Source organism: Candidatus Collinsella stercoripullorum (genome assembly GCF_027669965.1).
Lineage (GTDB): Bacteria > Actinomycetota > Coriobacteriia > Coriobacteriales > Coriobacteriaceae > Collinsella > Collinsella stercoripullorum.
Genome location: NZ_JAQECM010000031.1, coordinates 1,752 through 25,641 on the forward strand (window position 1 = coordinate 1,752; position 23,890 = coordinate 25,641).

The 23,890-nt window shown below is 67.6% G+C and carries 21 protein-coding genes; 14 read left to right on the top strand and 7 right to left on the bottom strand.

Features of this window, described 5'->3' with window-relative positions; translation table 11 throughout:
- On the bottom strand, positions 1 to 642 hold a 642-nt coding region (locus PHA29_RS07065; RefSeq protein WP_270848867.1), incomplete at its 3' end, for a THUMP domain-containing class I SAM-dependent RNA methyltransferase.
- Positions 643 to 821: 179 nt separating this feature from the next.
- Between PHA29_RS07065 and PHA29_RS07070 the strand changes: the two genes are divergently transcribed.
- Positions 822 to 1,655, top strand: a complete 834-nt coding sequence (locus PHA29_RS07070; protein WP_270848869.1) for an HAD hydrolase family protein — start codon at positions 822 to 824, stop codon at positions 1,653 to 1,655.
- A gap of 528 nt (positions 1,656 to 2,183) precedes the next feature.
- Here the strand turns inward: PHA29_RS07070 and PHA29_RS07075 are convergent.
- The 5 genes from PHA29_RS07075 to PHA29_RS07095 form a co-directional block, all read right to left on the bottom strand.
- Positions 2,184 to 4,157, bottom strand: coding sequence for an ABC transporter ATP-binding protein (locus PHA29_RS07075; protein ID WP_270848871.1), 1,974 nt, complete (start codon positions 4,155 to 4,157; stop codon positions 2,184 to 2,186).
- The gene (locus PHA29_RS07080) at positions 4,147 to 5,973 is read right to left on the bottom strand and encodes an ABC transporter ATP-binding protein (RefSeq protein WP_270848873.1); all 1,827 of its coding nucleotides are present in this window, start codon (positions 5,971 to 5,973) and stop codon (positions 4,147 to 4,149) included. The genes PHA29_RS07075 and PHA29_RS07080 overlap by 11 nt, the downstream gene beginning before the upstream one ends.
- Positions 5,966 to 6,517 (bottom strand): MarR family winged helix-turn-helix transcriptional regulator, encoded by a 552-nt coding sequence (locus tag PHA29_RS07085; RefSeq protein WP_270848874.1) that lies wholly within the window; start codon positions 6,515 to 6,517, stop codon positions 5,966 to 5,968. Before PHA29_RS07085 ends, PHA29_RS07080 begins: the two co-directional genes overlap by 8 nt.
- 337 nt (positions 6,518 to 6,854) lie before the next feature.
- Positions 6,855 to 7,628, bottom strand: a complete 774-nt coding sequence (locus tag PHA29_RS07090; RefSeq protein WP_270404487.1) for a YARHG domain-containing protein — start codon at positions 7,626 to 7,628, stop codon at positions 6,855 to 6,857.
- Between the two features lie 270 nt (positions 7,629 to 7,898).
- Entirely contained in the window at positions 7,899 to 8,345 is a 447-nt protein-coding gene (locus PHA29_RS07095; protein ID WP_270848876.1) for a low molecular weight protein-tyrosine-phosphatase, read from the bottom strand.
- A gap of 160 nt (positions 8,346 to 8,505) precedes the next feature.
- Between PHA29_RS07095 and PHA29_RS07100 the strand changes: the two genes are divergently transcribed.
- From PHA29_RS07100 to PHA29_RS07160, 13 genes are all read left to right on the top strand, one after another.
- Positions 8,506 to 10,104 carry a zinc ribbon domain-containing protein gene (locus PHA29_RS07100; protein ID WP_270848879.1) on the top strand — a complete coding sequence of 533 codons (1,599 nt, stop codon included), beginning with the start codon at positions 8,506 to 8,508 and terminating at the stop codon, positions 10,102 to 10,104.
- Positions 10,105 to 10,165: 61 nt separating this feature from the next.
- Entirely contained in the window at positions 10,166 to 11,056 is an 891-nt protein-coding gene (locus tag PHA29_RS07105) for an aldose 1-epimerase family protein (RefSeq protein ID WP_270848881.1), read from the top strand.
- A gap of 322 nt (positions 11,057 to 11,378) precedes the next feature.
- Complete coding sequence (locus PHA29_RS07110) at positions 11,379 to 12,305, top strand: transporter substrate-binding domain-containing protein (protein WP_270404493.1); 927 nt, start codon at positions 11,379 to 11,381, stop codon at positions 12,303 to 12,305.
- Positions 12,306 to 12,424: 119 nt separating this feature from the next.
- Positions 12,425 to 13,681 carry an amino acid ABC transporter permease gene (locus tag PHA29_RS07115; protein WP_270404495.1) on the top strand — a complete coding sequence of 419 codons (1,257 nt, stop codon included), beginning with the start codon at positions 12,425 to 12,427 and terminating at the stop codon, positions 13,679 to 13,681.
- Positions 13,682 to 13,684: 3 nt separating this feature from the next.
- Positions 13,685 to 14,452, top strand: coding sequence for an amino acid ABC transporter ATP-binding protein (locus tag PHA29_RS07120; RefSeq protein ID WP_270404496.1), 768 nt, complete (start codon positions 13,685 to 13,687; stop codon positions 14,450 to 14,452).
- A 517-nt stretch (positions 14,453 to 14,969) separates the two neighbouring features.
- Entirely contained in the window at positions 14,970 to 16,037 is a 1,068-nt protein-coding gene (prfA, locus tag PHA29_RS07125) for a peptide chain release factor 1 (RefSeq protein ID WP_270404497.1), read from the top strand.
- Positions 16,038 to 16,080: 43 nt separating this feature from the next.
- Complete coding sequence (locus PHA29_RS07130) at positions 16,081 to 17,280, top strand: peptidylprolyl isomerase (RefSeq protein ID WP_270848884.1); 1,200 nt, start codon at positions 16,081 to 16,083, stop codon at positions 17,278 to 17,280.
- 122 nt (positions 17,281 to 17,402) lie between these two features.
- A complete protein-coding gene (locus tag PHA29_RS07135; RefSeq protein ID WP_270848885.1) occupies positions 17,403 to 17,846 on the top strand; it encodes a GatB/YqeY domain-containing protein in 444 nt (147 codons plus the stop codon).
- A 508-nt stretch (positions 17,847 to 18,354) separates the two neighbouring features.
- Entirely contained in the window at positions 18,355 to 19,086 is a 732-nt protein-coding gene (locus PHA29_RS07140) for an amino acid ABC transporter ATP-binding protein (protein ID WP_270404503.1), read from the top strand.
- 120 nt (positions 19,087 to 19,206) lie between these two features.
- The gene (locus PHA29_RS07145) at positions 19,207 to 20,079 is read left to right on the top strand and encodes a transporter substrate-binding domain-containing protein (protein ID WP_270848887.1); all 873 of its coding nucleotides are present in this window, start codon (positions 19,207 to 19,209) and stop codon (positions 20,077 to 20,079) included.
- 150 nt (positions 20,080 to 20,229) lie between these two features.
- On the top strand, positions 20,230 to 20,982 hold the full coding sequence (locus PHA29_RS07150; RefSeq protein ID WP_270848888.1) for an amino acid ABC transporter permease: 753 nt from the start codon (positions 20,230 to 20,232) through the stop codon (positions 20,980 to 20,982).
- Positions 20,983 to 20,985: 3 nt separating this feature from the next.
- Positions 20,986 to 21,633, top strand: a complete 648-nt coding sequence (locus PHA29_RS07155; protein WP_204615753.1) for an amino acid ABC transporter permease — start codon at positions 20,986 to 20,988, stop codon at positions 21,631 to 21,633.
- Positions 21,634 to 21,691: 58 nt separating this feature from the next.
- On the top strand, positions 21,692 to 22,396 hold the full coding sequence (locus PHA29_RS07160) for a cytidylate kinase-like family protein (protein WP_270404513.1): 705 nt from the start codon (positions 21,692 to 21,694) through the stop codon (positions 22,394 to 22,396).
- A 129-nt stretch (positions 22,397 to 22,525) separates the two neighbouring features.
- Here the strand turns inward: PHA29_RS07160 and PHA29_RS07165 are convergent, their stop codons facing one another.
- Positions 22,526 to 23,593: an AbrB family transcriptional regulator gene (locus tag PHA29_RS07165; RefSeq protein ID WP_270848890.1), complete on the bottom strand. Its 1,068-nt coding sequence runs from the start codon at positions 23,591 to 23,593 to the stop codon at positions 22,526 to 22,528.
- Between the last annotated feature and the right edge of the window lie 297 nt (positions 23,594 to 23,890).

The following is a 23,890-nucleotide window of genomic DNA, read 5'->3' on the forward strand; positions in this document are numbered from 1 at the left end:
CTCCGCGGTCACGCTCCCGCCCGCGCAGGCGGCGTCGACGAGCAGCGGGGCGGCCTGCGCGGCCCCGTCTGCGGCGCAGGCGCCCGCCCATCCGGCGCACGCGAGCAGCAGGGCGGCGTAGTCCGGGCGCAGGGGGCGCTCGGCGCGCAGGCGCGGGCCGCGGTGGAACAGAGGCTCTCCCGTCAGGTCGAGCTGCAGGGTCGCGCGGTCGCCGCGCAGCGCGACGGCGATGCGCGCGTCGGGCCGCTCGGTGTCCACGTCCGCGCGCAGGCCGGTCTCGTCGGCCAGCCGGTCGCACAGGGCGTCCTTCGCACGCAGGGCGATGTAGCGCGTGTTGCGAAGCTCGTCGTTGGTGCCGCGCGCGCTGACCGCCACCGTCGAGCCGCGCCTCAGCACGCGCTCCCAGGGCACGCGGTACACACCGTCGTACAGGTCGTCGGCGTCGCGGCAGGGGAAGCGCGCGATGACGGCGAGCACGCGGCTCGCCAGGCGCGACCACAGGCAGACGCGCTCCGCGTCGACGGCCTCCCCCTCGAAGGAGACGCGTCCTTTGAGCGGGCGGACGCGCCGGATGCCGAGGGCGCGCAGCTCGTCGGCGAGGGGGCGCTCGAAGCCCTCCGGGCAGCTGGCGAAGAATTCCATGGGTACGTCCTTGTCGGTCGCGATCGGGTGTCCGTCCATCTTACCCGGATGCGCGGTCGCGGCGCGCGCGCACGGGAGCGATGGTCGGCGGTGCCGCCGCCCGCATCGTCTGCAATCGGTCGAGGGTCCGCCCGCGTGCGGGTATGATGGTGGGCAGTGAGACGAAACGGAGCGCACCCATGAACGAGAACCCCGCCCGCCGCGATATCCCCGCCGTCGTGTTCTTCGATGTCGACGGCACGCTGATCTGGCACGATCCCGCGGCGAACGCCGCCCAGAACGTCGCGAACGCCCGCCCGTCCGAGGGCGTGGCGCGCGCCTTCGCCCGGCTGCGCGAGCGCGGGCACCTGACCTTCATCTGCACCGGCCGCCCGTGCGACCTGGTGAGCGACGACCTGCTGGCGCTCGAGCCCACGGGCCTCGTCACCTCGGCGGGCGCCTGCGTGACCATGGGCGGGGAGACGGTGTACGAGAAGGTCATCGACCCGGAGCTGCTCGAGCGGACGGTCCGCTGGCTGGCCTCCGCGGGGGCGGAGGTGCTCTTCGAGGGCTCCTCCTGCTTAGCCGCCCTCATGCCGAACGGCGGGGTCTACACCGACATCCCGGGTGCGGTGACGGTCCGCTCGTGGGACGAGCTGCGCGGCAGCACGGACCTGCGGTTCAGCAAGTTCTCGTACACGTCCGAGACCTTCCCGGTCATCGCGACCATGCCCGACGACCTCCGCCGCGAGTACGGCTTCTACGACTTGGGGCTCGGTGCGGGCGAGACGGGTATGAAGGGGGTCGACAAGGCCTACGGCGTGCGGCGCGTCCTGGATCGGCTGGGGCGCGGGACCGAGCGGACCTTCGCCTTCGGGGACTCCGAGAACGACCTGCCCATGCTCGATGCCGTGGAGACCGCGGTCGCCATGGGCAATGCCATGGAGGTCGTGAAACAGCGGGCGGATTACGTGACCGACCCCGTCGCCGACGACGGCGTGGTGTCGGGACTCGCCCATTTCGGCCTGATCTGACCGGAAACGCGTGATCGGGCGGGTTCCGCCCCGTCTCGCGTCCCATAACCGGTGTCCGTCTTGGCAGGTTTGCGATGTTGTGTGTATCTTTTCCTGATCCCCGGGTAGACCGGGGCGCCGGTTGGGTGCCAACTGGCCTTTTGCCGGCGGAATCTCTTGCTGTACCGGGGGTTCCGGAAAGATGCACACAATATCGAAAAAGGACCAAACCGGCCCCCCGCCCGCACGGAGCCGGACGCCCCCGCGCGCGGGGCAGGGGGCGCCTCGGGCCCGGTGACCGTTGCGGGTCCGACAGGAGGTCGGGGCGTTTCCGCGGTCGTGAGCCCGTTCGGCATACGCTCCCGGCACGGTCGCGCCGCCAGCGAAAAGGGCCGCCGACCCGAAGGTCGACGGCCCTCCATATCCGGCCCGTAGGTCGGCGCAGGACGCTGCGCGGCGCCTGGCGCTGCACCGGCCTGCCGGCCCGCACCGGCCGAGGCCGGCGGGCCCGACTCCCGCCGACCGGCCCGCACCGGCCCGCGCCCGCGCCTACTCCAGCTCGAAGGCGCCGGTGTAGAGCTGGTAGTACGTGCCGCGCTTGGCGATGAGCTCGTCGTGGCTGCCGCGCTCGATGATGCGGCCGTGGTCGAGCACGATGATCGCATCGGAGTTGCGGACGGTCGACAGACGGTGCGCGATCACGAAGGTCGTGCGCCCGCTCATCAGGGCGTCCATGCCGCGCTGGACGATGGCCTCGGTGCGCGTGTCGATCGACGAGGTCGCCTCGTCCAGGATCATGACCGGCGGGTCCGCCACCGCGGCGCGCGCGATGGAGATCAGCTGGCGCTGGCCCTGGGAGAGGTTGGAGCCGTTGTCGGTCAGCATGGTGTTGTAGCCGTCGGGCAGGCGCTTGATGAAGCCGTCGGCGCCGGCCAGGCGCGCGGCGGCCATGCACTCGCCGTCGGTCGCGTCGAGGCGGCCGTAGCGGATGTTATCCATGACGGTGCCCGTGAACAGGTTGACGTCCTGAAGGACCATGCCGAGCGAACGGCGCAGGTCGTCCTTCTTGATCTTGTTCACGTTGATCCCGTCGTAGCGGATCTTGCCGTCGGCGATGTCGTAGAAGCGGTTGATGAGGTTCGTGATGGTCGTCTTGCCGGCACCGGTGGCGCCCACGAAGGCGATCTTCTGCCCGGGCTTGGCCCAGACGCTCACGTCGTGCAGGACCGTGTGGCCGGGCTTGTAGCCGAAGTCCACATGGGACAGGCGCACGTCGCCCTTGAGCGGCACGAGCTCGACGGTGCCGTCGCGATGCGGGTGCTTCCAGGCCCAGATGTTGGTGCGCGCGGAGCTCTCCACCAGCTCGTCGCCCTCGCCGCGCTGGGCGTTGACGAGCGTGACGTAGCCCTCGTCCTCCTCGGGCTGCTCGTCCATGAGCTCGAACAGGCGCTCGGCGCCCGCGAGGCCCATGACCACGGCGTTGATCTGCTGGGAGATCTGGCCGATCTGGCCGGCGAACTGACGGGTCATGTTCAGGAACGGCACGGTGACCGCGATGGAGAACCCGAGCCCCGAGATGGACGGGTTGGGCGCGCCGACCGCGATGAAGATGCCGCCGGCGAGCGCCACGATGACGTACATCAGGTTGCCGAGGTTCATGAGGATCGGGCCGAGCGTGTTGGTGTACATGTTCGCGGCGCGGGAGGCGCGGAACAGCTTCTCGTTGCGGACGTCGAAGTCCTCCTGCGCGGCCTCCTCGTGGCAGAAGACCTTGACGACGCGCTGGCCGTTCATGATCTCCTCGACATGGCCCTCGACCACGCCGATCTCCTTCTGCTGCGCCACGAAGTTGCGCGCGGAGCGGCTGCCGAGCACCTTGGTCATGTACGCCATGAAGGCGACGCCCAGGATGACGAGCACCGCCATGGGCACGCTGTAGTACACCATGACGCCCACGACGGACAGGCAGGTGATGACCGTGAGCGTGATGTTGGGCAGCGACTGCGAGATCATCTGGCGCAGCGTGTCGATGTCGTTGGTGTAGTGGCTCATGATGTCGCCGCGCTGATGCTGGTCGAAGTAGCTGATCGGCAGGTCCTGCATGTGATCGAACAGCTTCTCGCGGAACTTCTCGAGCGAGCCCTGGGTGATGATGGCCATCATGCGGGTGTAGACGGTGGTCGAGGTCAGCGCGACGGCGTAGACCGCGATCAGCGAGAGGACGATGCCCCCGATCTGCCCGGAGACGGCGTCCCAGTCACCGGTCTGCCAGTGGGCGGTGACGACCTCGAGCGCCCGCTGCATGAAGGTCGCGGGCAGGGCCGACAGGATGGCGGAGATGACGATGCACACGACCACGATCGGGAGCATCTTGGGATAGAACGAGAACAGGGTGCGGATGAGGCGTCCGAGCGTGCCCCTGCGCCCGCTCTTGCGGCCCTGCGGTTCGGGCACCTGGCGGCGGGCGACGTTCTGGCGGCTCTCCTCGTACTGCTTGCGCGCGGCGTCGTTGTTAGCGTTCATCGGCCGCACCTCCCTTCGCGGTCTCATCTCGTCCGGCGGTCTGCTGCGCGCCCGCGTCCCCCTCGGCCTCGGCGCCGGCCTCGTCCTCGCCGGTGCGGTTCTGCTGGATGTAGGTGTCGCGGTAGATGTCGCAGGTCTCCATGAGCTCGTCGTGCGTGCCCAGGCCGGCGATGTGGCCGTTGTCCAGGATCAGGATGCGGTCGGCGTGCTCCACGGAGCTCGTGCGCTGGGCGATGATGATCTTGGTGGTATCGGGCAGGTAGGTCGCCAGGCCCTCGCGGATGAGCGCGTCGGTCTTGGTGTCCACCGCGGAGGTGGAGTCGTCCAGGATCAGGACCTTGGGGTGCTTGAGCAGCGCGCGGGCGATGCACAGGCGCTGCTTCTGGCCGCCGGAGACGTTGGTGCCGCCCTGCTCGATGTAGGTGTCGTACTTGTGCGGGAAGCCCTGGATGAACTCGTCGGCCTGGGCGAGCTCGCACACCTCGCGGATCTCGTCGTCGGTGGCGTCGGCCTTGCCCCAGCGCAGGTTCTCCTTGATGGTGCCGGAGAACAGGACGTTCTTCTGCAGCACCACGGCGACGTTGTTGCGCAGGAACTCCAGGTCGTAGTCGCGCACGTCGACGCCGCCCACCTTGACGGAGCCCTTCGTCACGTCGTAGAGGCGGCTGATGAGGTTGATGAGCGAGGTCTTCGCCGAACCGGTGCCGCCCATGATGCCGAGCGTCTCGCCGCTCTTGATGTGGAGGTCGATCTCGGCGAGGGCGCGGTGCTCGGCCTTCTCGGAGTACATGAAGGTGACGTCGTCGAAGTCGATCGAGCCGTCCTTCATCTCGGTGACCGGGTGCTCGGGGTTCTTGATGGTCGGCTCGGTCTCGATGACCTCGACGATGCGCTCGGCGCTCTCCTGGGCCATGGTGATCATGGCGAAGACCATGGACACCATCATGAGGCTCATGAGGATCATGAAGCCGTAGGTGGTGAGGGCCGACATCTGGCCGACGTTCAGAAGCAGGCCCTGGCTGGAGATGATGAGCCACGAGCCGAAGCCGATGACCACCACGAAGACCAGGTCGATGGCGAAGTTCATCATCGGGGCGTTCAGGGCGAGGATCTTCTCGGCGCGGGTGAAGTCGGCGCACACGTCCTGCGCGGCGGCGCCGAACTTCTTCTTCTCGAAGTCCTGGCGCACGTAGCTCTTGACGTCGCGCATGCCCGTGACGTTCTCCTCGATGGACTCGTTCAGGGCGTCGTACTTGCGGAACACGGCGCGGAAGATCGGGTGCACGGTGCGGATGACCTTGAACAGGCCGAAGCCCAGAAGCGGGACGATGATCACGAACACGATCGCCAGCGGGCCGCCCATGACGAAGGCCATGACGATGCCGCAGATCATGATGAGCGGGCAGCGGATGGCGGTGCGGATGATCATCATGTAGGCCAGCTGGACGTTGGTGATGTCGGTCGTGAGGCGCGTCACCAGCGACGAGCTCGAGAACTGGTCGATGTTGGCGAAGCTGAAGCGCTGCACCGCGGCGAACACGTCGTGGCGCAGGTTCTTAGCGAAGCCGCAGGACGCCTGGCTGCAGGTGATGCCGGCGCCGATGCCGAAGCACAGCGACGCCAGGGCCATGGCGACGAGGATGCCGGCGTAGGGCAGCATCTCGGACACCGTCGCCCCCTTCTGGATGGCGTCGATGAGCTGCGCGGTGACGAAGGGGATGGCGACCTCCATCACCACCTCGCCCGATACGATGATGGGGGTGGCGATCGCGGCCCGCTTGTAGTCGCGGATGCTCCCCATGAGCGTCTTAATCATCCAATTCCTCCCAATGCGTGCGGATCTTGTCGAGCATCCCCATGAGGCTCACCTGCTCCTCCTCGGCCAGGCAGGAGAACGCCGCGTTGCGGAAGTCGTCGCGGCGCCGCTGCTCCTGCGCGGCCTCCTGGGCCCCCTTCTCCGTCAGGCGGACGGAGAGCTGCCTGCGGTCCTCGGGGTTGCGGGTCCGCTCGATGAGGCCCATCCCCTCGATCTTGGCGAGGATCTCGGAGAGGGATCCCGGTTTGAGCTCGAAGAACGATCCCAGCTGCTGCTGGGACATCTCGCCGCCGTTCTTGGCGATCATGCAGATGATCGCCGCCTTGCCCGAACGGCCCCCGCTGTGGAAGTGCAGGAAGTGTCCGCAGAAGCCGAGGTTCCACAGCAGCCTGCGGGCACGGGCGCCCTCGGGGGTGTCCGTGGGCTGCGGCTCGTCCGGTGCGGGGCGGCAGGTCGCCTCGGCGGCCTCGCGCTCCCCGTCGGGGGACGGGCGGCAGGCGGTGTCGACGGTCCTGTGCTGATCGTCGTCAGCGGTATCGCACATGCAGCGCTCCTTTCCTATTCCCATGTTCACGTTTTGACGGAAGTAGGTTACTACTGCGCGGGGAATAGTCAAGGTACCGAATAATTAGGCGAGCGTATTATTTTGGAAATCGACAGAATCGACAGGACGGGGCTTCCGGGCGATGTCCGGGGCGGGAGCGGAGTGCGCGCAGACGGAGCGGCCGCATGGGCGCGGCCGGTCGCTCCGTCGTGTCACGGTGCTGCGGCATCGCGCGACGGCCGGTCGCCCGCCGCGGCATGGGACCGGGGCGGGGTGCGCTGGGCGATGCCCGCGCGCGCGTGCCGCGAAGCGGGCCGGCCCATCGGTCGGGAGGGCGTCAGTAGCGCAGGTCCTTCTCCACGCGGAGCATGTTCGCGACGTTCTGCTGCTCGACGCTGTTCAGGGGGCTCGTCATGGCGTCGAATTCCTCGGGGCTGTAGAGGCGCGTGTACCACGCCTGCGAGTCGAAGTACTCCTGCAGGTAGTCGGTGCTGAAGCCGCGGCCGTAGCGCGCGTAGATCTCGTTGCGGGCGAGCTCGAGCTCGTCGGCGGTCATGGCGTAGAGCTCGCTGTCGCTGTAGACGCGCGTCGCGGAGTCGGGGCAGACGTAGTAGTTGTTGGGTGCGGTGGACTGGGGCTGGCTCTGAACCTGCGTTTCGGTGTCCGTCGTCGCGCCGTCCGCGGCATCGTCCGCCGCGTCGTCGGCGTCATCCGCGGGCTCGATCTCCGTGACGTCGACCTCGTCGTCGGCCTCGTCCCCCTCGCCGTCGCGCGTGAGGGCGCTGACGGTGGTCCCGTCCCCCTGCTCGGCGGGCGCGCCGATCCCGAAGGGGTGGAACGCCAGAACGGCGAACGCGATGCCGCAGACCGCGAGCACGCCGACGACCGAGCCGACGAGCGCGGCGACGGGCACCCCGCGCTTGGCCGTCTGGGGCGCCGGCGCGGCGGCGGACGGGCCGGGGACCGCGGGCGCGGCGGCGGTCGCTGACGGGTCGGCCGGGGTGGCGGCGCCCTCGTCGGGCAGCGTGCCGTCGGTGGGGAAGCCGCAGGAGCGGCAGAACTTCTCGTCCCCCTGGAGGGGGTTTCCGCATCTCATGCAGAAGCGCGCCATGGGTGCTCCAATCGTCCGGATGCGGGCGCTCGGGCCGCATCCCCGCATACCGGTGCCCATTTTACCGCGCGCGCCCCGCGTCGGGCGCGGCGTCCGCATGTCGGACGGGAGGCTTGAGGTCAGGTAGCCCGTGCGAGGAGGGTCCGTGACGATCGAGCTGCCCCTGTACCGCGAGGCGGGCGGATCTCCCGTGCGGGGCCGGCGCCCCCCCGCGTCCCGCGGCAGCCAGCGCGGATCGCCCGCCGGCCGCGGCCCGTGCGGCCCCGGCCGCTACAGCTGTTCGAGCAGGGCCGTGCAGCCGGCGAGGACGTCGCGGTAGGTGGCGTCGAAGTCCCCCGTGTACCACGGGTCCGCGACGTCGCGGGGGCTGTCGGTCCAATCGAGCAGGCGGCTCACCTTGCCCGCGGGGTCCCCTCCCAGGATGCGCTCGAGGCCGCGCCGGTTCTCGCGGTCCATGTAGACGATGCGGTCCCAATCCCCGTACTCGGAGGCCTCGATGCGCCGCGCGCGGTGGGGCACCACCGGGATGCCGACCTCGCGCAGCTTGGCGACCGTGTCCCGATGCGGCGGGTTGCCGATCTCCTCGAAGCTCGTCGCGGCGGAGTCGATGGTGAACTCGCCCAAGCGCCCGGCCCGGCGGACGAGTTCGGTCATGACGGATTCGGCCATGGTCGAGCGGCAGATGTTGCCGTGGCAGATGAACAGGATGCGGGGCATGGGGCCTCCTCGGTCGGGGTCGGTCCGACCCATTGTACCGGCCCGCGCGCGCAGGCGGCCCGCCCGCGGCGCTCCGGCGGGCGCGGGCGTACAATATCCGTGATGACGCGGCTCGGCCGGGCGGGGCCTCGCGAGCCGCATGCAAGGGAGGGAGACGCCCGTGAAGTGCCCAGTCTGCCATTCCGAGATCCGCGACGACGCGGTTTTCTGCTCGGTGTGCGGCTCCAATATCGCCGAGGCCACGGCCATCGCGTCCCTCGACGGGGAGCCGGCGCCCGGCGCCGCGGCGTCCCCCGAGCAGTCGCCCGGCGCCGTGCCGCCCGAGCCCGAACCCGAACCGGTTCCCGCCTGCCCGTTCTGCGGGGAGCCCATCGACCCGGCGGACCCGTTCTGCCCCTCCTGCGGCGCGCGCCTGAGCGCCCCCATCCGGGACATCGAGTTCGAGCAGACCGGGTCCGGCCCTGCCCTGGGGCCCGACGATCCGGGGCTCACCCAGCCCGACTTCGCCCGCATGGCCGCCGTTCCGGAGGCCCCGGCCGCGCCCCCTGCGGATCCCGTGCCCACCGCCGGCCCCGTCCAGGGGACCGTGCCCCCCGTCGCCGCGGGCCCGGGGGCACCCGCCGCCGTCCCGCCCAAGAAGCGCATGTCCGGCGGGAAGATCGCGGCGATCGTCGTGGCGGCGGTCGCCGTCGCGGCGCTCGCGGGCGGCGGGGTCTGGTTCTACCTCGACCAGCAGCACCAGCAGCAGGTGGCCGAGCAGGAGGCGAGGCGCCGGGAGCAGGAGGCCGCCAGCGCCCTGCACGACGTGTACATCGACGTCTCGGGCGAGGGGTGGAGCACCGATGCGGGCGCCTCCCGCCTCCCGGTGCGCGTCTCCGGGACCGACCTGGACGACACCGCCGTCGACGAGGTCCAGTACGTGGACTCCTCGGGCGAGGGCGTGCGCCTGCGGCAGGGGAGCTACGAACTCAGCGTCGTGGCGTCCCCCATCGCCGCGGACGGCGCCATCTACCAGGTGCCCGATACCTCGATCCCGGTCGAGGTCTCCACGGACGACCCGGATGAGAACATCGACGCCACCTCCGAGGGCTCCTTCGTCCTCACGCCGATCGACGCCGCCGAGGTGACCGACGAGCAGATCGAGAGCGCCTACGAGCTCGCCGCCGCCGACGACGGGGAGGGCGCCGCCGACGCCGACGCCCTGCGCGATGCCGCGGTGAAGCGCCGCGACGACGCCGTCGCCGAGAAGGAGGCCGCCGAGGCCGCGGCAGCGGAGGAGGCCGCGCGCGAGGCGCGCCACGTGGTGGCGGCCAGCTACGAGTTCTACCTGCCCGCGTACTGGGGCGGCCGCGTGACCGTCGAGGTCGACGGCAACAACGTGACCATCCGCTCCAAGGCCTACCCGCGCCTGACGGTCTGCGAGGTCCAGGTCCAGCGCGGGACCGCGCAGTTCTGGGGGGATATCGGCCGCGGGTGCATGGGCGAGGTCGATCTGGGCCAGGGGCACTACGCGAGCGTGTGGGCCACCAACTGGGGCTACACCATCGGCGAGCTCTACATGCGGAACTCGACCGACCCCGATGACTACTACAGCCTCGAGGAGGCGACCGAGATCGTCGACCTGCAGACCGGAGGGGCCGTTACCTACGAGCAGATCCGCGACGCGATGATCGCCGCGGACGCCGCCGTGTCCGGCGGGTCCGAGGCCATCCAGCCCTACCTCGAGGCGCAGATCGTCGACACCATCCAGCCGCTGTAGGTTCGATCCGCGGCCGCCGGGGCATCGGGCCCCGGCGGCTATGCGGTGCAAAGGAGCAGCCATGTCCACCGTCACCACCATCGCCCGAGACAACCTGACCGCCCGCATCGACAGCATGGGCGCGCAGCTCACGAGCCTCGCCCTCGACGGCCGCGAGTACCTGTGGCAGGCCGACCCCGTATTCTGGGGCAAGCACGCCCCGGTCCTGTTCCCGATCGTCGGCTCCCTGAGGGGCGACCGCGCGGAGTCCGCCGCGGGCCCCTGCGCCATGGCGCGCCACGGTCTCGCCCGCATCTACGAGCACGGGCTCGTCGGCGTGAGCGAGGACGGGGCGTCGGCGACCTTCTCCTTCGAGAGCACGGAGGAGACCCTGCGCGCGTACCCTTACCGCTTCCGCCTGAACATGACCTACGCCCTCACCGGCCCCGCGAGCATGACGCAGACCTTCGCGGTCACGAACACGGGGGATGCGGACATGCCGTTCTCCGTCGGCGGGCATCCGGCGTTCAACATCCCGGTCCCCGGTGCGGACGGGGAGGCCTTCGAGGACTACGAGTTCCGCTTCGCGGAGCCTTGGACCTGCCCGAGCCCCAAGATCGTCGAGGGCGGGCTCGCGACCTACGAGGACACCTTCCCCACGGTGGAGGATTCCGACACCCTGCCCCTCGCGCGCGACCTGTTCGCCTACGACACGGTCATCTGGGATCACGTGCCCGGCAACACGCTCTCGCTGGTGAGCCGGGTGAGCGGCCGTGGGGTGCGCGTGGACTTCCCGGGATTCGATTTCATCGGCATCTGGTCGGCGCCCGGTGCGCCGTTCGTCGCACTCGAGCCGTGGACGGGGCATGCGACCCTCACCACCGAGGACGACGTCCTCGAGCACAAGGAGGGCATCACCATCCTGGCGCCGGGTGCCACCGACACGCGCTCCTTCACCGTCACGCTGCTGTAGCGCCCCGCCTCGGCAGCCGGGCGCCGCGGCCTGCGGCGCCGTATCCGGCGGGGCCGGTCCTCCCCGATGCGGGGCGCCGGCCCCGTGCCCGCGCGCGGCATCCGGCTCGCGGGTACCGCGCCCCGCCGCCGTTCGCCGACGTCGAGCGTTACGTGCGTGTTTCCGATGCATCCGAGCTGGTAATCCGGCCCGACCCGCGGTAAGGTTGGACACTGTGCGCGTAACTTTCTCGCATTAGGTTGCAAGGGGGAGGGGAATGGGTCCCCTCCGGTTGCGTCGCACGGAAGGGGTCATACGCACAGCAACTGGGAAGGAACCGATCATGACCAAGAAGCTCCCTGTCACCAGCCAACCGCGGCAGTGCTCCCGCCGCGACTTCCTCAAGCTCTCGGGCCTCACGGCCTTCAGCGTGGGAGGCATGATGTTCCTGACCGGCTGCGGTCCCGCCGCCGAGGGCACCGTCGACGACGCGGGCTCCTCGAGCGACGACTCCACCTCCGGCTCCGGCACCCTCGGCGACGGCACCACGCTGCGCGTCGGCATGGAGGCCGCGTACGCGCCCTATAACTGGCAGGTCAGCGAGGCCTCGGATTACACCATCCCCATCGACAACGTGGACGGCGCCTACGCCGACGGCTACGACGTCCAGGTCGCCAAGATCATCGCCGGCGGGCTGGGCATGGAGGCCGTCGCGGTCAAGCTCGACTTCTCCGCGCTCATCGATTCGCTGAACAACGGCCAGATCGACATCGTCTGCGCCGGCATGTCCGTCGACCCGGACCGCGCTGAGTCCGCCGACTTCTCCGACTCCTATATCGACGACGACATCGTCATGATCACCAGGAGCGATTCCGCCTACGCCGGCGCCACCACCTTCGCCGACCTCGCGGGCGCGTCGATCCTCGGCCAGGCGGCCACCATGTACGACACCGTCATCGACCAGATCCCGGACGTGAACCATATGACGCCCGCCGAGACCGTGCCGCTCGTGGTCGAGAACCTTTCGAGCGGGACCTGCGACATCATCACCTACTCGATGCTGTCCGTGCCCAAGCTGCTCGAGACCTACCCCGACTTCGTCGAGCTCGAGATGGATGACAAGTTCGAGGGCTCCGTCATGCCCGATAACGCCGCCATCGCCAAGGGCCAGGACGACGTCCTCGAGCAGATCAACGAGATCATCGCCGGCATCTCCGAGGACGACCGCCAGCAGATGTGGAACGAGTGCATGGACCGCCAGCCCGCCTAACGCTCGCGGACACGCACGCAAACCGCTGGATTCCAGGGGCGTGCGCCGGGAAGCGCGAGGGGTCGTCCCCTTGCGTCACCGGCGCGCGCCCGTACCTCTCTCTACAGAAGGGAACCGCAATGAGTTCCGCACCCTCAGGCGACCGGCCGCGCGGGCGCATCGCATCGTTCATCCTCGACGACCATCGCTACGTGCTGCTCGGGACGAGCGTCGTCGCCCTCGCCGGCATGCTGCTGTCGAGCCAGCCCCGTCCCTCGATGAGCTTCCTCGCGAACGTGTTCACCGTCGAGCTGGCGATGTACTACGCTCTCGCCGCCTGGCTGGTCGTGAGCGCCGTGGCCCTCGTGTTCAAGCTCACCCACTGGCGCACGTACGCCGAGACCGCGCCGTTCGCCAAGCCGGCGGTCTGCCGCGCGCTGCGCTACGCGTCCTACGCCATGTGGGCCATCACGCTCGTGCTGGTCGTCGACCGCGTGGTCATGGGTGTCGCCTCGGCGTGGTCGGCGGCGATGGCCGCCGAGTCCCGCCCGGCGGACGACATGCTCCAGAGCATGTGCTATATCCTCTGGAACGGGCGCGACACCTTCGCCACCGGTCTCGCCACCACCATCGAGCTCGCCGTCTTCGGCACCGTCTTCGCCTTCTTCCTGGCGCTGCTGCTCGTGTTCTGCCGCATCCAGACCGTCGACCGCCCGGACAACGATTTCGTGCGCTTCCTCAAGGTCGTGGGCTCGGGCTTCGCCAAGGTCTACTCGACGGTGGTCCGCGGCACGCCCATGATGGTCCAGGCCATGATCATCTACTTCGGCGTGTTCGGCGTCCTGCGGGGCACCGACCTCACCACCACGCAGATCAACACGATCTGGTCGGCGTTCGTCGCCGGCCTGGTCACCATCACGCTCAACTCCACCGCCTACATGATGGAGGTGCTGCGCGGCGGCATCGAGTCGGTCGATGCCGGCCAGATGGAGGCCGCTCGCTCGCTCGGCCTGTCCCAGTGGCAGGCGATGCGCAAGGTCGTGTTCCCCCAGGGCATCAAGTACGCCATCCCCGGCCTGTCCAACGAGCTCATCATCAACATCAAGGATTCGTCGGTGCTGTCGGTGATCGGCACCTTCGACCTCATGTTCGCCAACACGACCGTCTCGGGAATCTACTACCAGCAGTTCCAGACGAGCCTGATCGTGACCGTTGTGTACCTGATCCTCACACTGCTCGCGTCCTGGTTGCTCGGCCGCTTCGCCCGCCATTTCGACGTGACGCCCGAGCCGTTCGGCAGCACGTCCGACCAGATGGTCAAGGTCGAGGAAAGCGTCGAGGCCGTGCCGGCCCGCGACGGGGAGAACCACCGTCGCGGTTGGGGCCAGGGGAGGTAACTCATGACAGACAACACCGCTTCGGCCCCCGCCGCCGAGCCCATGGTCCGCATCGAGGGCCTGCGCAAGTCCTTCGGCAGCCTCGAGGTGCTGCGCGACATCAACATGACCGTCACCCCCGGCGAGGTGGTGACCATCATCGGCGCCTCGGGTTCCGGCAAGTCCACGCTGCTGCGCTGCATCAACCTGCTGGAGACGCCCGATGCCGGCCACGTGTGGTTCCATGGGGCGGACCTCGCCGCCGAGCACGTGGACGTCAACCGCCTGCGCGAGAAGATCGGCATGGTGTTCCAGGGCTTCAACCTGTTCAACAACATGAACGTGCTGGACAACTGCACGCTCGCGCCCGTGACGCTCAAGAAGATGCGGAAGGACGAGGCCGAGCGGGTCGCCATGGAGCACCTGGACGCCGTGGGCCTCGCCGACTTCGCCCGCGCCAACGTGGCCAACCTGTCCGGCGGCCAGAAGCAGCGCGTCGCCATCGCGCGCGCCCTGTGCATGCAGCCTGACCTCATGCTGTTCGACGAGCCCACCTCGGCGCTCGACCCCGAGATCGTGGGCGAGGTGCTCGAGGTCATGCGCGGTCTCGCGCGGGACGGCATGACCATGGTCGTGGTGACGCATGAGATGGCGTTCGCCAAGACCGTTTCCGACCGCGTGGTCTTCATGGACAAGGGCGTCATCGCCGAGGAGGGCGCGCCCGCGCAGATCTTCGGTGCGCCCAAGCACCCTCGCACCCGCGAGTTCTTGGCACGCTACCTGGAGGACTGACCCTCCTCGGCGCGTCATGGCGCACGGGGCGGCCGCACGCGGGGCCGCCCCCCATCCCACCCTCCCGACAACCGCATATCCACACCGAAACCGGCGCTCCCGGCAGCCAGATAGCGACGCCTGGGCACCTTCCATCCGTCGCGCGCAGACGGGCTCCGGCCTCCGGGCGAGACAATGGCGTCCGTGCACGCGAATGTCTCGCCGGCAGGCGGGCGATCCCGCCCCATTCCCCGACAACTGCGGGCACCGGCTTCGGTGTGGACGTTTTGCGCATGTGGGCGCGCCCGCTCGCCCGAGGACCTCGCCCGCGCTTGCCGGATGCGCCCGGCCGGGTAAGATAGAGGGTCGAAAGAAAGGATTCGCGCGTGTACCTCAGATTCGACATGCTCTAGCTGGCTTGACGCCGTGCCTCGACGGGGCCCTGCAGGCCCCGCCCCCCCCTCGCGCCGCGCGCCCGGTCCAGATATGCACCCGGTGCACCGCGCGCAACCAAGAGAGACGAACAAGGAGCATACCCATGCGCGACAAGCTTGAGAAACTCATCTCCGCCTACTCCGAGCTCGAGAAGAAGCTCTCCGACCCCAGCGTCGTGGCGGACCAGAAGGAATACATGCGCCTCGCGAAGGAGCACGCGCACCAGGCGGACCTCGTCGCCGCGGCGCGCCAGTACATCTCCGCCCTCGACGACATCGAGGCCGCCAAGGAGATGCTGCACGACACCTCCGACCCCGAGGAGAAGGAGATGCTCCAGATGGACATCTCCGAGAACGAGGAGAAGCTCCCGCAGCTCGAGGAGGACATCAAGTTCATGCTCATCCCGGGAGACCCGAACGATGAGAAGAACACCATCGTGGAGATCCGCTCCGCCGCCGGCGGCGACGAGGCGGCCATCTTCGCGGGCGACCTGTTCAAGATGTACGAGCGCTTCTGCGAGAGCCGCAAGTGGAAGGTCGAGGTCCTCGACGCCAGCCCCAGCGAGGCGGGCGGCTTCAAGTCCATCGAGTTCAAGGTGTCCGGCGACAAGGTCTACTCGGTCATGAAGTACGAGTCCGGCGTCCACCGCGTCCAGCGCGTCCCCAAGACCGAGAGCCAGGGCCGCATCCAGACCTCCACGGCCACCGTCGCCGTCCTGCCCGAGGCCGATGAGATCGACATCAAGATCGACCAGTCCGACCTGCGCATCGACACCTACTGCGCGTCCGGCCCCGGCGGCCAGTGCGTGAACACCACGTACTCCGCGGTGCGCATCACCCACCTGCCCACCAACACCGTGGTGCAGTCCCAGGAGCAGCGCTCCCAGATCCAGAACCGCGAGGTGTGCATGCAGATGCTGCGCGCCCGCCTCTACGAGATGGAGCTGCAGAAGCAGCAGGCCGAGCTCGGCGCGGAGCGCCAGAGCCAGATCGGTCACGGCAACCGCTCCGAGAAGATCCGCACCTACAACCAGCCCCAGGACCGCGTGACCGATCACCGCATCGGCTTCAACTCCACCTACAACGGCGTGCTGCTGGGAGACCAGCTCGGGACCGTGATCGACGCGCTCGCCGCCGCCGACCGCGCCGAGAAGCTCGCCGAGGCAGTCTGATAGCGCCCGGCCCGCGCAGCACGTTTTCGGAAAGGACGACCCGATGAACAAGAAGCCCCGTATCAAGCGCGAACAGGAGCCCGCCGCCCCCAGCGCGCGCGAGCGCAAGCAGGAGCGCAAGGAGAAGATGTCGAAGGGCGTCAAGATCGTGCTCGTCGCGATCGGCTGCCTGGCGATGCTGCTGTCCGTGACCACCATGGCGTGCTCGGGCTTCCTGAACGAGGCGACCACCGAGGAGAGCTACCACCTCACCGGCGGCGTCGCCGCCACGGTCGACGGGGTGAACATCACCGAGGACACCGTCACCAAGCAGATCATGAGCGTGCGCACCGCCTACGGCTACGGCAGCGACGGGAGCTGGGCGCAGTACCTGGTCGACAACGGCCTCACGCCCGAGACCTACCGCGAGCAGGTCATCGACTCCTATGCCAACCAGTACCTGCAGACCCAGGCCATCAACGAGTACGACGCCTCCGCCACCGACGAGGAGGTCGAGAGCGCCTGGAACGACGCCGTCGAGAACTCGGGCGGCGACGAGAAGTCGTTCATCGAGAGCCTCGCCACCTACGGGTACACGGAGAGCAGCTACAAGGAGAGCCTGCGCAACAGCCTCGAGCTCGACAAGCTGCGCTCGGCGGTCGCCTCCGTGGACGACCCGACCGACCAGCAGATCGTCGACTACCTGAACGAGAACCTCTCCACCTACAACGACGCCCGCCGCTCCTCCAACATCCTGATCTCGGTCGCGTCCGACGCCACGGATGAGGAGAAGGCCGAGGCCCAGGCCAAGGCGCAGGAGGCGCTCGACAAGATCAACTCCGGCGAGCTCATCTTCGAGGAGGCCGCCGACCAGTACTCCGACGACACCGCGTCCAAGGAGGACGGCGGCGACGTGGGCTGGGACAAGCTCACGACCTTCGTGACCGAGTACCAGGACGCCCTGTCGCAGCTCTCCGTCGACCAGGTCAGCGGTCTGGTCGAGAGCACCTACGGCTACCACATCATCAAGTGCACCGACTACTTCCATGTCGACGGGCAGGTGAGCTCGATCGACGAGGTGCCCACCGAGATCCGCGACTACATCTCCAACATCGTGAAGACCGACGCGGAGGGCGATGCCTACACCACGTGGTGGAACGACTACAAGGAGCAGGCGAACATCGAGATCAACCCGATGCCCGAGGACGTCCCCTACAACGTGAGCCTCGACGGCGTCGAGCCCTCGAGCGGCAGCACCGAATAGCGACCGCGCGCAGGAGGGCGGGTTCGCCGGGCACCGACCGAACCGGTGCCGGACGGCCCGCCCTCCCGTGTTCGGGGCGCCGCGCGCGATACGCCGGCGTCCGGACCCCGTAAGGAGGAACCATGACCAAAGACGAGCTCCAAGCACAGCTGGTGGCCGCCATGAAGGCCAAGGACAAGACCCGCCTGTCGATCATCCGCCAGGTGATGGGCGAGGTTAAGAACCTCGAGGTCGACGAGAGGCGCGACGCCACCGAGGAGGACGTCGACCGCATGATCAAGCGCCTCATCAAGCAGACCGGCGAGACGCTCGAGATGTCCATCAAGGCGGCGAACAACCAGGAGCGCACCGACACCCTGACCGAGCAGGTCGAGATCCTGGAGAGCCTGCTGCCCGAGCAGCTGTCCGGCGACGCGCTGGTCGCGCTCATCGAGCAGACGATCGCCGAGCTGGGCGCCTCCTCCAAGAAGGACATGGGCAGGGTCATGGGCGCGCTCACGAAGGCGACCGGCGGCAACTTCGACAAGCCCGCCGCCGCCCGCGAGGTCGGCGCGCGCCTGTCGTAGGCCACGCGCCCGCAGGGCCGCGGGGCTGCAGGGCCGGGCGGGGCGGGTCCTTCCGGCCCCGTCGCGCCGGGGCGGGCATCCGGTCGGGCTCCGCCCACGGGACGCTGCGGCGCCGCATCGCCCTGCTCCGCGCTGTTTTCGCCCCGCCCGTGACCCCATCGGGCGCGGCGCTGACGGACCCGTTCCGGGATGCATGCCGCCCTCATCGCAGGTAACAGGAGTGTTTCAAGAGCGCCCCAGAGAACGCTCCACCCAAGCGATGCGTATAATGGACCTCCAATAGGGTAAAAGCATGCGTACGTGACCGCGTCGCACATACTTTTATCGAATACCGGGTTAGCGGCGCGCTCACCGCCCCGCGTGTAACAGCTCGATTACCGAACCGTTGCACAGGCACCCGCATCCGGGTCGTCCGGTGCGCGAGACCATACAATCTGAAGTCGAGTCGCAGTCCCGCCTCGAGCGGGCGGGGAGATGCGACCACCTGAGAGGGAGAGGAACCGCGTCAATGGCAGAGATGATCGAAATCCGCGGGCTGAACAAGTACTTCGGCGACCTGCACGTGCTCAAGGACATCAACCTTACCGTCAAGGCGGGCGAGAAGCTCGTCGTCATCGGCCCGTCCGGCTCGGGCAAGTCCACGCTCATCCGCTGCATCGACTATCTCGAGGAGCCCACGAGCGGCGACGTCATCATCGACGGCACCCCGCTCACCAAGAAGAACCACCTCGAGATGGCGCGCAAGTACAGCTCGATGGTGTTCCAGCAGTTCAACCTGTACCCGAACATGACGGTGCTCGGCAACCTCACCCTCGCGCCCATCAAGCTGCAGAAGAAGAGCAAGGAGGAGGCCACCCGCACCGCCATGGCGGCGCTCGAGCGCGTCGGCCTCGCCCAGAAGGCGGGGGAGTACCCCCAGAACCTCTCCGGCGGCCAGCAGCAGCGCGTGGCCATCGCCCGCGCCATGTGCACCAAGCAGCCCATCATCCTGTTCGACGAGCCCACCTCCGCACTCGACCCCGAGATGATCCAGGAGGTGCTCGATGTCATGATCGAGCTGGCCCAGGACAACATCACCATGATCTGCGTCACGCACGAGATGAACTTCGCCAAGCAGGTCGCCGACCGCGTCATCTTCATGGACGACGGCCAGATCCTGGAGGAGGGCACCCCGGAGCACTTCTTCACCAACCCGCAGAACCCGCGCTGCCAGGACTTCCTCAACAAGATCCTGCACTAGCGCGACGCGGCGGGCCGGGTCCGCCGCAGACGGCGCGCAGCGCCGCTCCTCGATGCCCGCCGCGGTGAGCACGATGCCGCGGATGGCTATATCCGTACCGAATTGGAAGGGGTACCGATTATGAAGGACATCTCTCGTCGCAATTTCCTGCAGGTCTGCGGCCTCGGCATCGTCGCGGCGGCGGGCACGGGCGCGCTCGCGGGCTGCAGCGGCGGCTCCGACGGCGCCGGCTCGGGCACCGGCTCGGGCGACTCCAAGATCGCGACCATCAAGGCCCGCGGCAAGCTCAACTGCGGCGTCAAGGCCGACGTTCTCGGCTACGGCTACCTCAACACGGAGACCAACGAGTACGAGGGCCTCGAGATCGACCTGTGCTACCAGATCGCCGCGGCGGTCCTGGGTGTTTCCTACGACGAGGCCAAGGAGAAGAAGCTCTGCGAGTTTACGACCGTGACGCCCAAGACCCGCGGCCCGCTCATCGACAACGACTCCCTCGACATCGTCTGCGCGACCTACACCATCACGCCCGAGCGTGAGGAGGACTGGGACTTCTCCACGTCCTACCGCACCGACTCCGTCGGCATCATGGTCATGAAGTCCTCCGGTATCGCCGAGATGGCCGACTTCGACGGCAAGATCATCGGCGTGTCCCAGGGTTCCACCACCAAGGACGCCATCCTCACCATGTTCGAGGATAAGGGCATCGGCGCCACGCCCGAGTTCAAGGAGTACCCGGACTACCCGTCCATCAACTCCGCGCTCGAGTCCGGCAACATCGACGCCTTCGCCATGGACCGCTCCACGCTGAACACCTACATGAACGACCAGAAGGAGCTCGTCCAGCCCGACATCGAGTTCGGTACGCAGGATTACGGCATCGCCTCCAAGAAGGGCTCCGACCTGTCCGACGTCGTCGATGAGACCGTTACCGAGCTGCTCGACAACGGCTGGATGGATGAGGAGATCACCACCTGGCTGGGCGCGAGCGCGTAACCGTAGCCGATAGCTACCTGCGGGGCGGACGCCAGTTACGGACGTCCGCCCCTGTGTTGTCTTCAGATAAGGCTGGTTCGTGAGAATCATGGGCCGCGCGGCCTTCGCTGCGCACCGGTCTCATCTTGAGACAGATTGGAAAGGAGAGATATGCTCGACGGGCTGTTTGACGCCAAGCGTTGGGAGATCACGATGGCGGAGATGCCTGCACTGTGGGAGGGCTTTGCCTTCACGCTGCAGGTGGTCGTCGCCGGCCTGCTGATCTCGCTCGTGCTGGGCACCATCTTGGGCGTCTTCTCGACGACGCGTTCGCGCGTGCTGCGACTGATCAGCCGCATCTACGTTGAGTTCTTCCAGAACACGCCCCTGCCGGTGCAGGTGTTCTTCTACTACATGGCCGGTCCGCGCGTGCTGCAGATGATCACGGGTGCCGAGAGCCCCGTGCGCCTGTCGGCTTTCGCCATCGGCGCGCTCGGCGTGGGCCTGTACCACGCCGCCTACATTTCCGAGGTCATCCGCACGGGCATCGAGTCCGTGCCGCGCGGCCAGATGGAGGCGGCGCTCTCGCAGGGCTTCACCCGCGTGCAGTCCTACATCTACATCATCCTGCCGCAGACCTTCAAGGTCATCCTGCCCCCGCTGTGCAACCAAGCGCTGAACCTGGTTAAGAACACCTCGGTGCTCGCGCTCATCGCCGGCGGCGACCTCATGTACAACGCGGACAACTTCGTGTCGACCTACGGCTACCTGCAGGGCTACATCATGGCCTGCGTGCTGTACTTCATCATCTGCTTCCCGCTGGCCATTCTGGTCCAGTGGCTCGAGCGCCGCTCCAGGCGTCGCCTGCGCGCCAAGAACATCCCGGGCATCACCTCCGCCCCCGAGCCTGCAAAGGAGGCGTAACGCATGGAGATCTTCACCCCGGCAAACGTTTCCTTCATCATGGCCGGCTTCCTCAAGACCATCGAGATCTCGGTTCTGGCCATCATCTTCTCGGTGATCTTGGGCACGGTGCTCGCGCTCGTCAAGCAGTACTGCGTGGGCAAGCTGAGCCCGTTCAAGTGGCTCGTGAGCGCCTATATCGAGCTGTTCCGCTGCACGCCTAACCTGCTGTGGATCCTGTTCATCTACTTCACGGTCAAGGGCAGCGACATCTTCATCTCGGTGCTCGCGTTCACGATCTTCACCTCCGCGGTCATGGCCGAGATCATCCGCGGCGGCCTGAACTCCATTCCTAAAAGCCAGTTTGAGGCGGCTAAGTCGCAGGGTTTCGGCTTCTTTGCCAGCATGCGCCTGATCATCCTGCCGCAGACCTTCAAGACGATCATCCCCGCGCTGTTCTCGCAGTGCACGACGGTCATCAAGGACTCCTCGTACCTGGCCGGCATCAACGTGATGGAGTTCATGTTCTCCGCCAAGGTCGTCATGGGTTACACCAGCGACCTCAGCCAGGTGCTGCTGCTGTACGGTTTCGTGTTCTTGCTATACTTCGTGCTGAACTTCGGCATCTCGCTGATCGTGCGCGCCTACCAGCGCCGCGTGGTGGCTGCGTAAGGCAGACGGCAAGCTGGGGTTCGCAGGCGCGCGGCCCCGGCGGATTGGACGGCATCCCATGGACAAGATCGACAAGAAGACGGACGTATCCCAGCTGCTCGCCCAGGACATGTACGCCAACGACGCGCTCGGCGCCCCCACCGAGGAGGGCGACCCCGAGTACCCCGTGGTGATCACCATCGCGCGCGAGTACGGCACCGATGCCCACGAGATCGGCATCGCGCTGCAGGAGCGCCTGGGTATCCCCCTGTACGACAACGAGCTGCTGATCCGCGCCGCCCGCCGCTCGGACACGGTCGTCGACAAGGTGGCGCCCTACGACGAGACGGTCGCCGCCGAGATGATGGCGTTCCTGCCGGACCGCTTCGACTCGCGCACCATGGCCGACCAGCTCTTCGAGAACCTCAAGCAGGTCATCCTGGACGTGGGCTCGAGCGAGTCGTGCATCATCATCGGGCGCCTGTCCGATTACATCCTGCGCGACAACCCGAACCTCATCAACGTGTACGTCACCGCGCCGCTCGAGGAGCGCATCGAGATCGTCTGTCGCCGTCGCGGCGTGACGGAGGCGAAGGCCAAGAAGCTCATCAAGAAGATGCAGCGCAACCGCGAGCTGTTCTACAAGCGCTATTCCGCCGGCAAGACCAAGCTGCGGTCGCACAAGGACCTGGTCGTCAACCGCGCGCTCTTCGGCGTCGAGGGGTGCTGCGAGATCATCGCGACGGCGTACGAGACCAAGATGCACGAGCTCGGCCGCATGTAGCCTGCGGTTCCGCGCCGACGGGCGGCTCGGTCGTCCGGGCGCGGGCGCCTCGGCGCGCGCTCCAAGGGTGCCGGTCGGATATCGGATACGGGAGGGGCCTGCGGGCCCCTTTTCCATGCGTGCGAAGGCCTATCCGGCCAGATGGACGACGAGTATCGCGACCTGGGGCATGAGGCCCGCCGCGTAGATGGCGCGGATGATCTGCAGGACGGCGATCTTCGTGAGGTCCGCCCCCAGGTCGGCCGCGATCAGCGCCATGTCGCTGGCGCCGCCCGGCGAGGAGGCGAACAGCGCGCTGCGCATATCGAGCCAGCCGGCACGGCTCGCGATGAGCGAGAACACCAGGTTCAGCAGCATATAGAGGACGAACATGATGATCAGCGGCCCGACGATCCCACCGAGGTGCGAGACGGTCTCGGGCGTCACCGTGGAGCCGACGAGGCTGCCGGCGAGCACCTGCGCCATGCGCTTGACGGTCATCGGCATGCGGCATGCGTCGGTGAAGATGTTGAGCGCCCCGATGACGACGAGGGAGAACAGCAGCGCGCCCGCCGGGACGCCGGAGAGGTAGCCCGCCGCTCCGCACGCGACGCTCAGGACGAGCGTGAACGCGGTCCGCTTGCGCGGCGTGTCGATGATGCGGTCGAGCCAGGTATCGTGCTCGGTCTGAGCCATATCGAGGGGGTTCATCTCGACCTCGGGGAGGTCCCGCGTCATGAAGGCGATCCACGAGGGGAAGATCGCGAGGACGCTCGCGAGGCGGACGGTCTGCATGATGGCCACGGTGCTCGCGTCCGCATCGAGGTCCATCGCGATGAGGGAGACGTCCGCGATGCCGCCGGCGACGCAGGAGAGCAGGCCGGTCATGAGGTCCCAGCCGAAGAAGGCCTGGAAGGTGAAGCCCGCGACGAGCGTGTTGGCGGTGAGCATGGCGAGCAGCAGCAGAAGCGGCTTCATCATGTGGGGGATGTTGCGGACGTCGCGCATGGTGACCGACATACCGATGAAGGCGCCGGAGATACCCTGCGAGATCATCTTGATGGACGTAGGCATGACCGCGAAGCCCGTGACGGCGCTCATGATGCCGACGGCGAGCATGCTGCCGATCATGGCGGGGACGGGGATGCCGATGCGACGGCCGATCAGGAATCCGCCGACGGCGAACAGCAGGGTGACGACGATGTGCAGGAGTTCCACGGGCCTCGCGATCCTCGATAGATGACATGTCATGTATTAGTTGACATGTCAATTATCTACAGGGGGTGGGCGGAAGCGCGGAAATCGGTCTGAAAGAACACCTAAAGAACAATCCGAACCGCGGTGGGCGATCGAAGCCTGTCCGCTTTGGCAGGGTTGCGATATGGTGTGCATCTTTCCGGACAGAGCGGCATCAGAGCGTCTCAAGGTAACGAAGCCCCAGATAACGCGGAGCCGAACCCCGGCTCGTACCTAGGGGCTCAAAAAGATGGCTCTTCGGTGGTTTCTGTGGGAGAG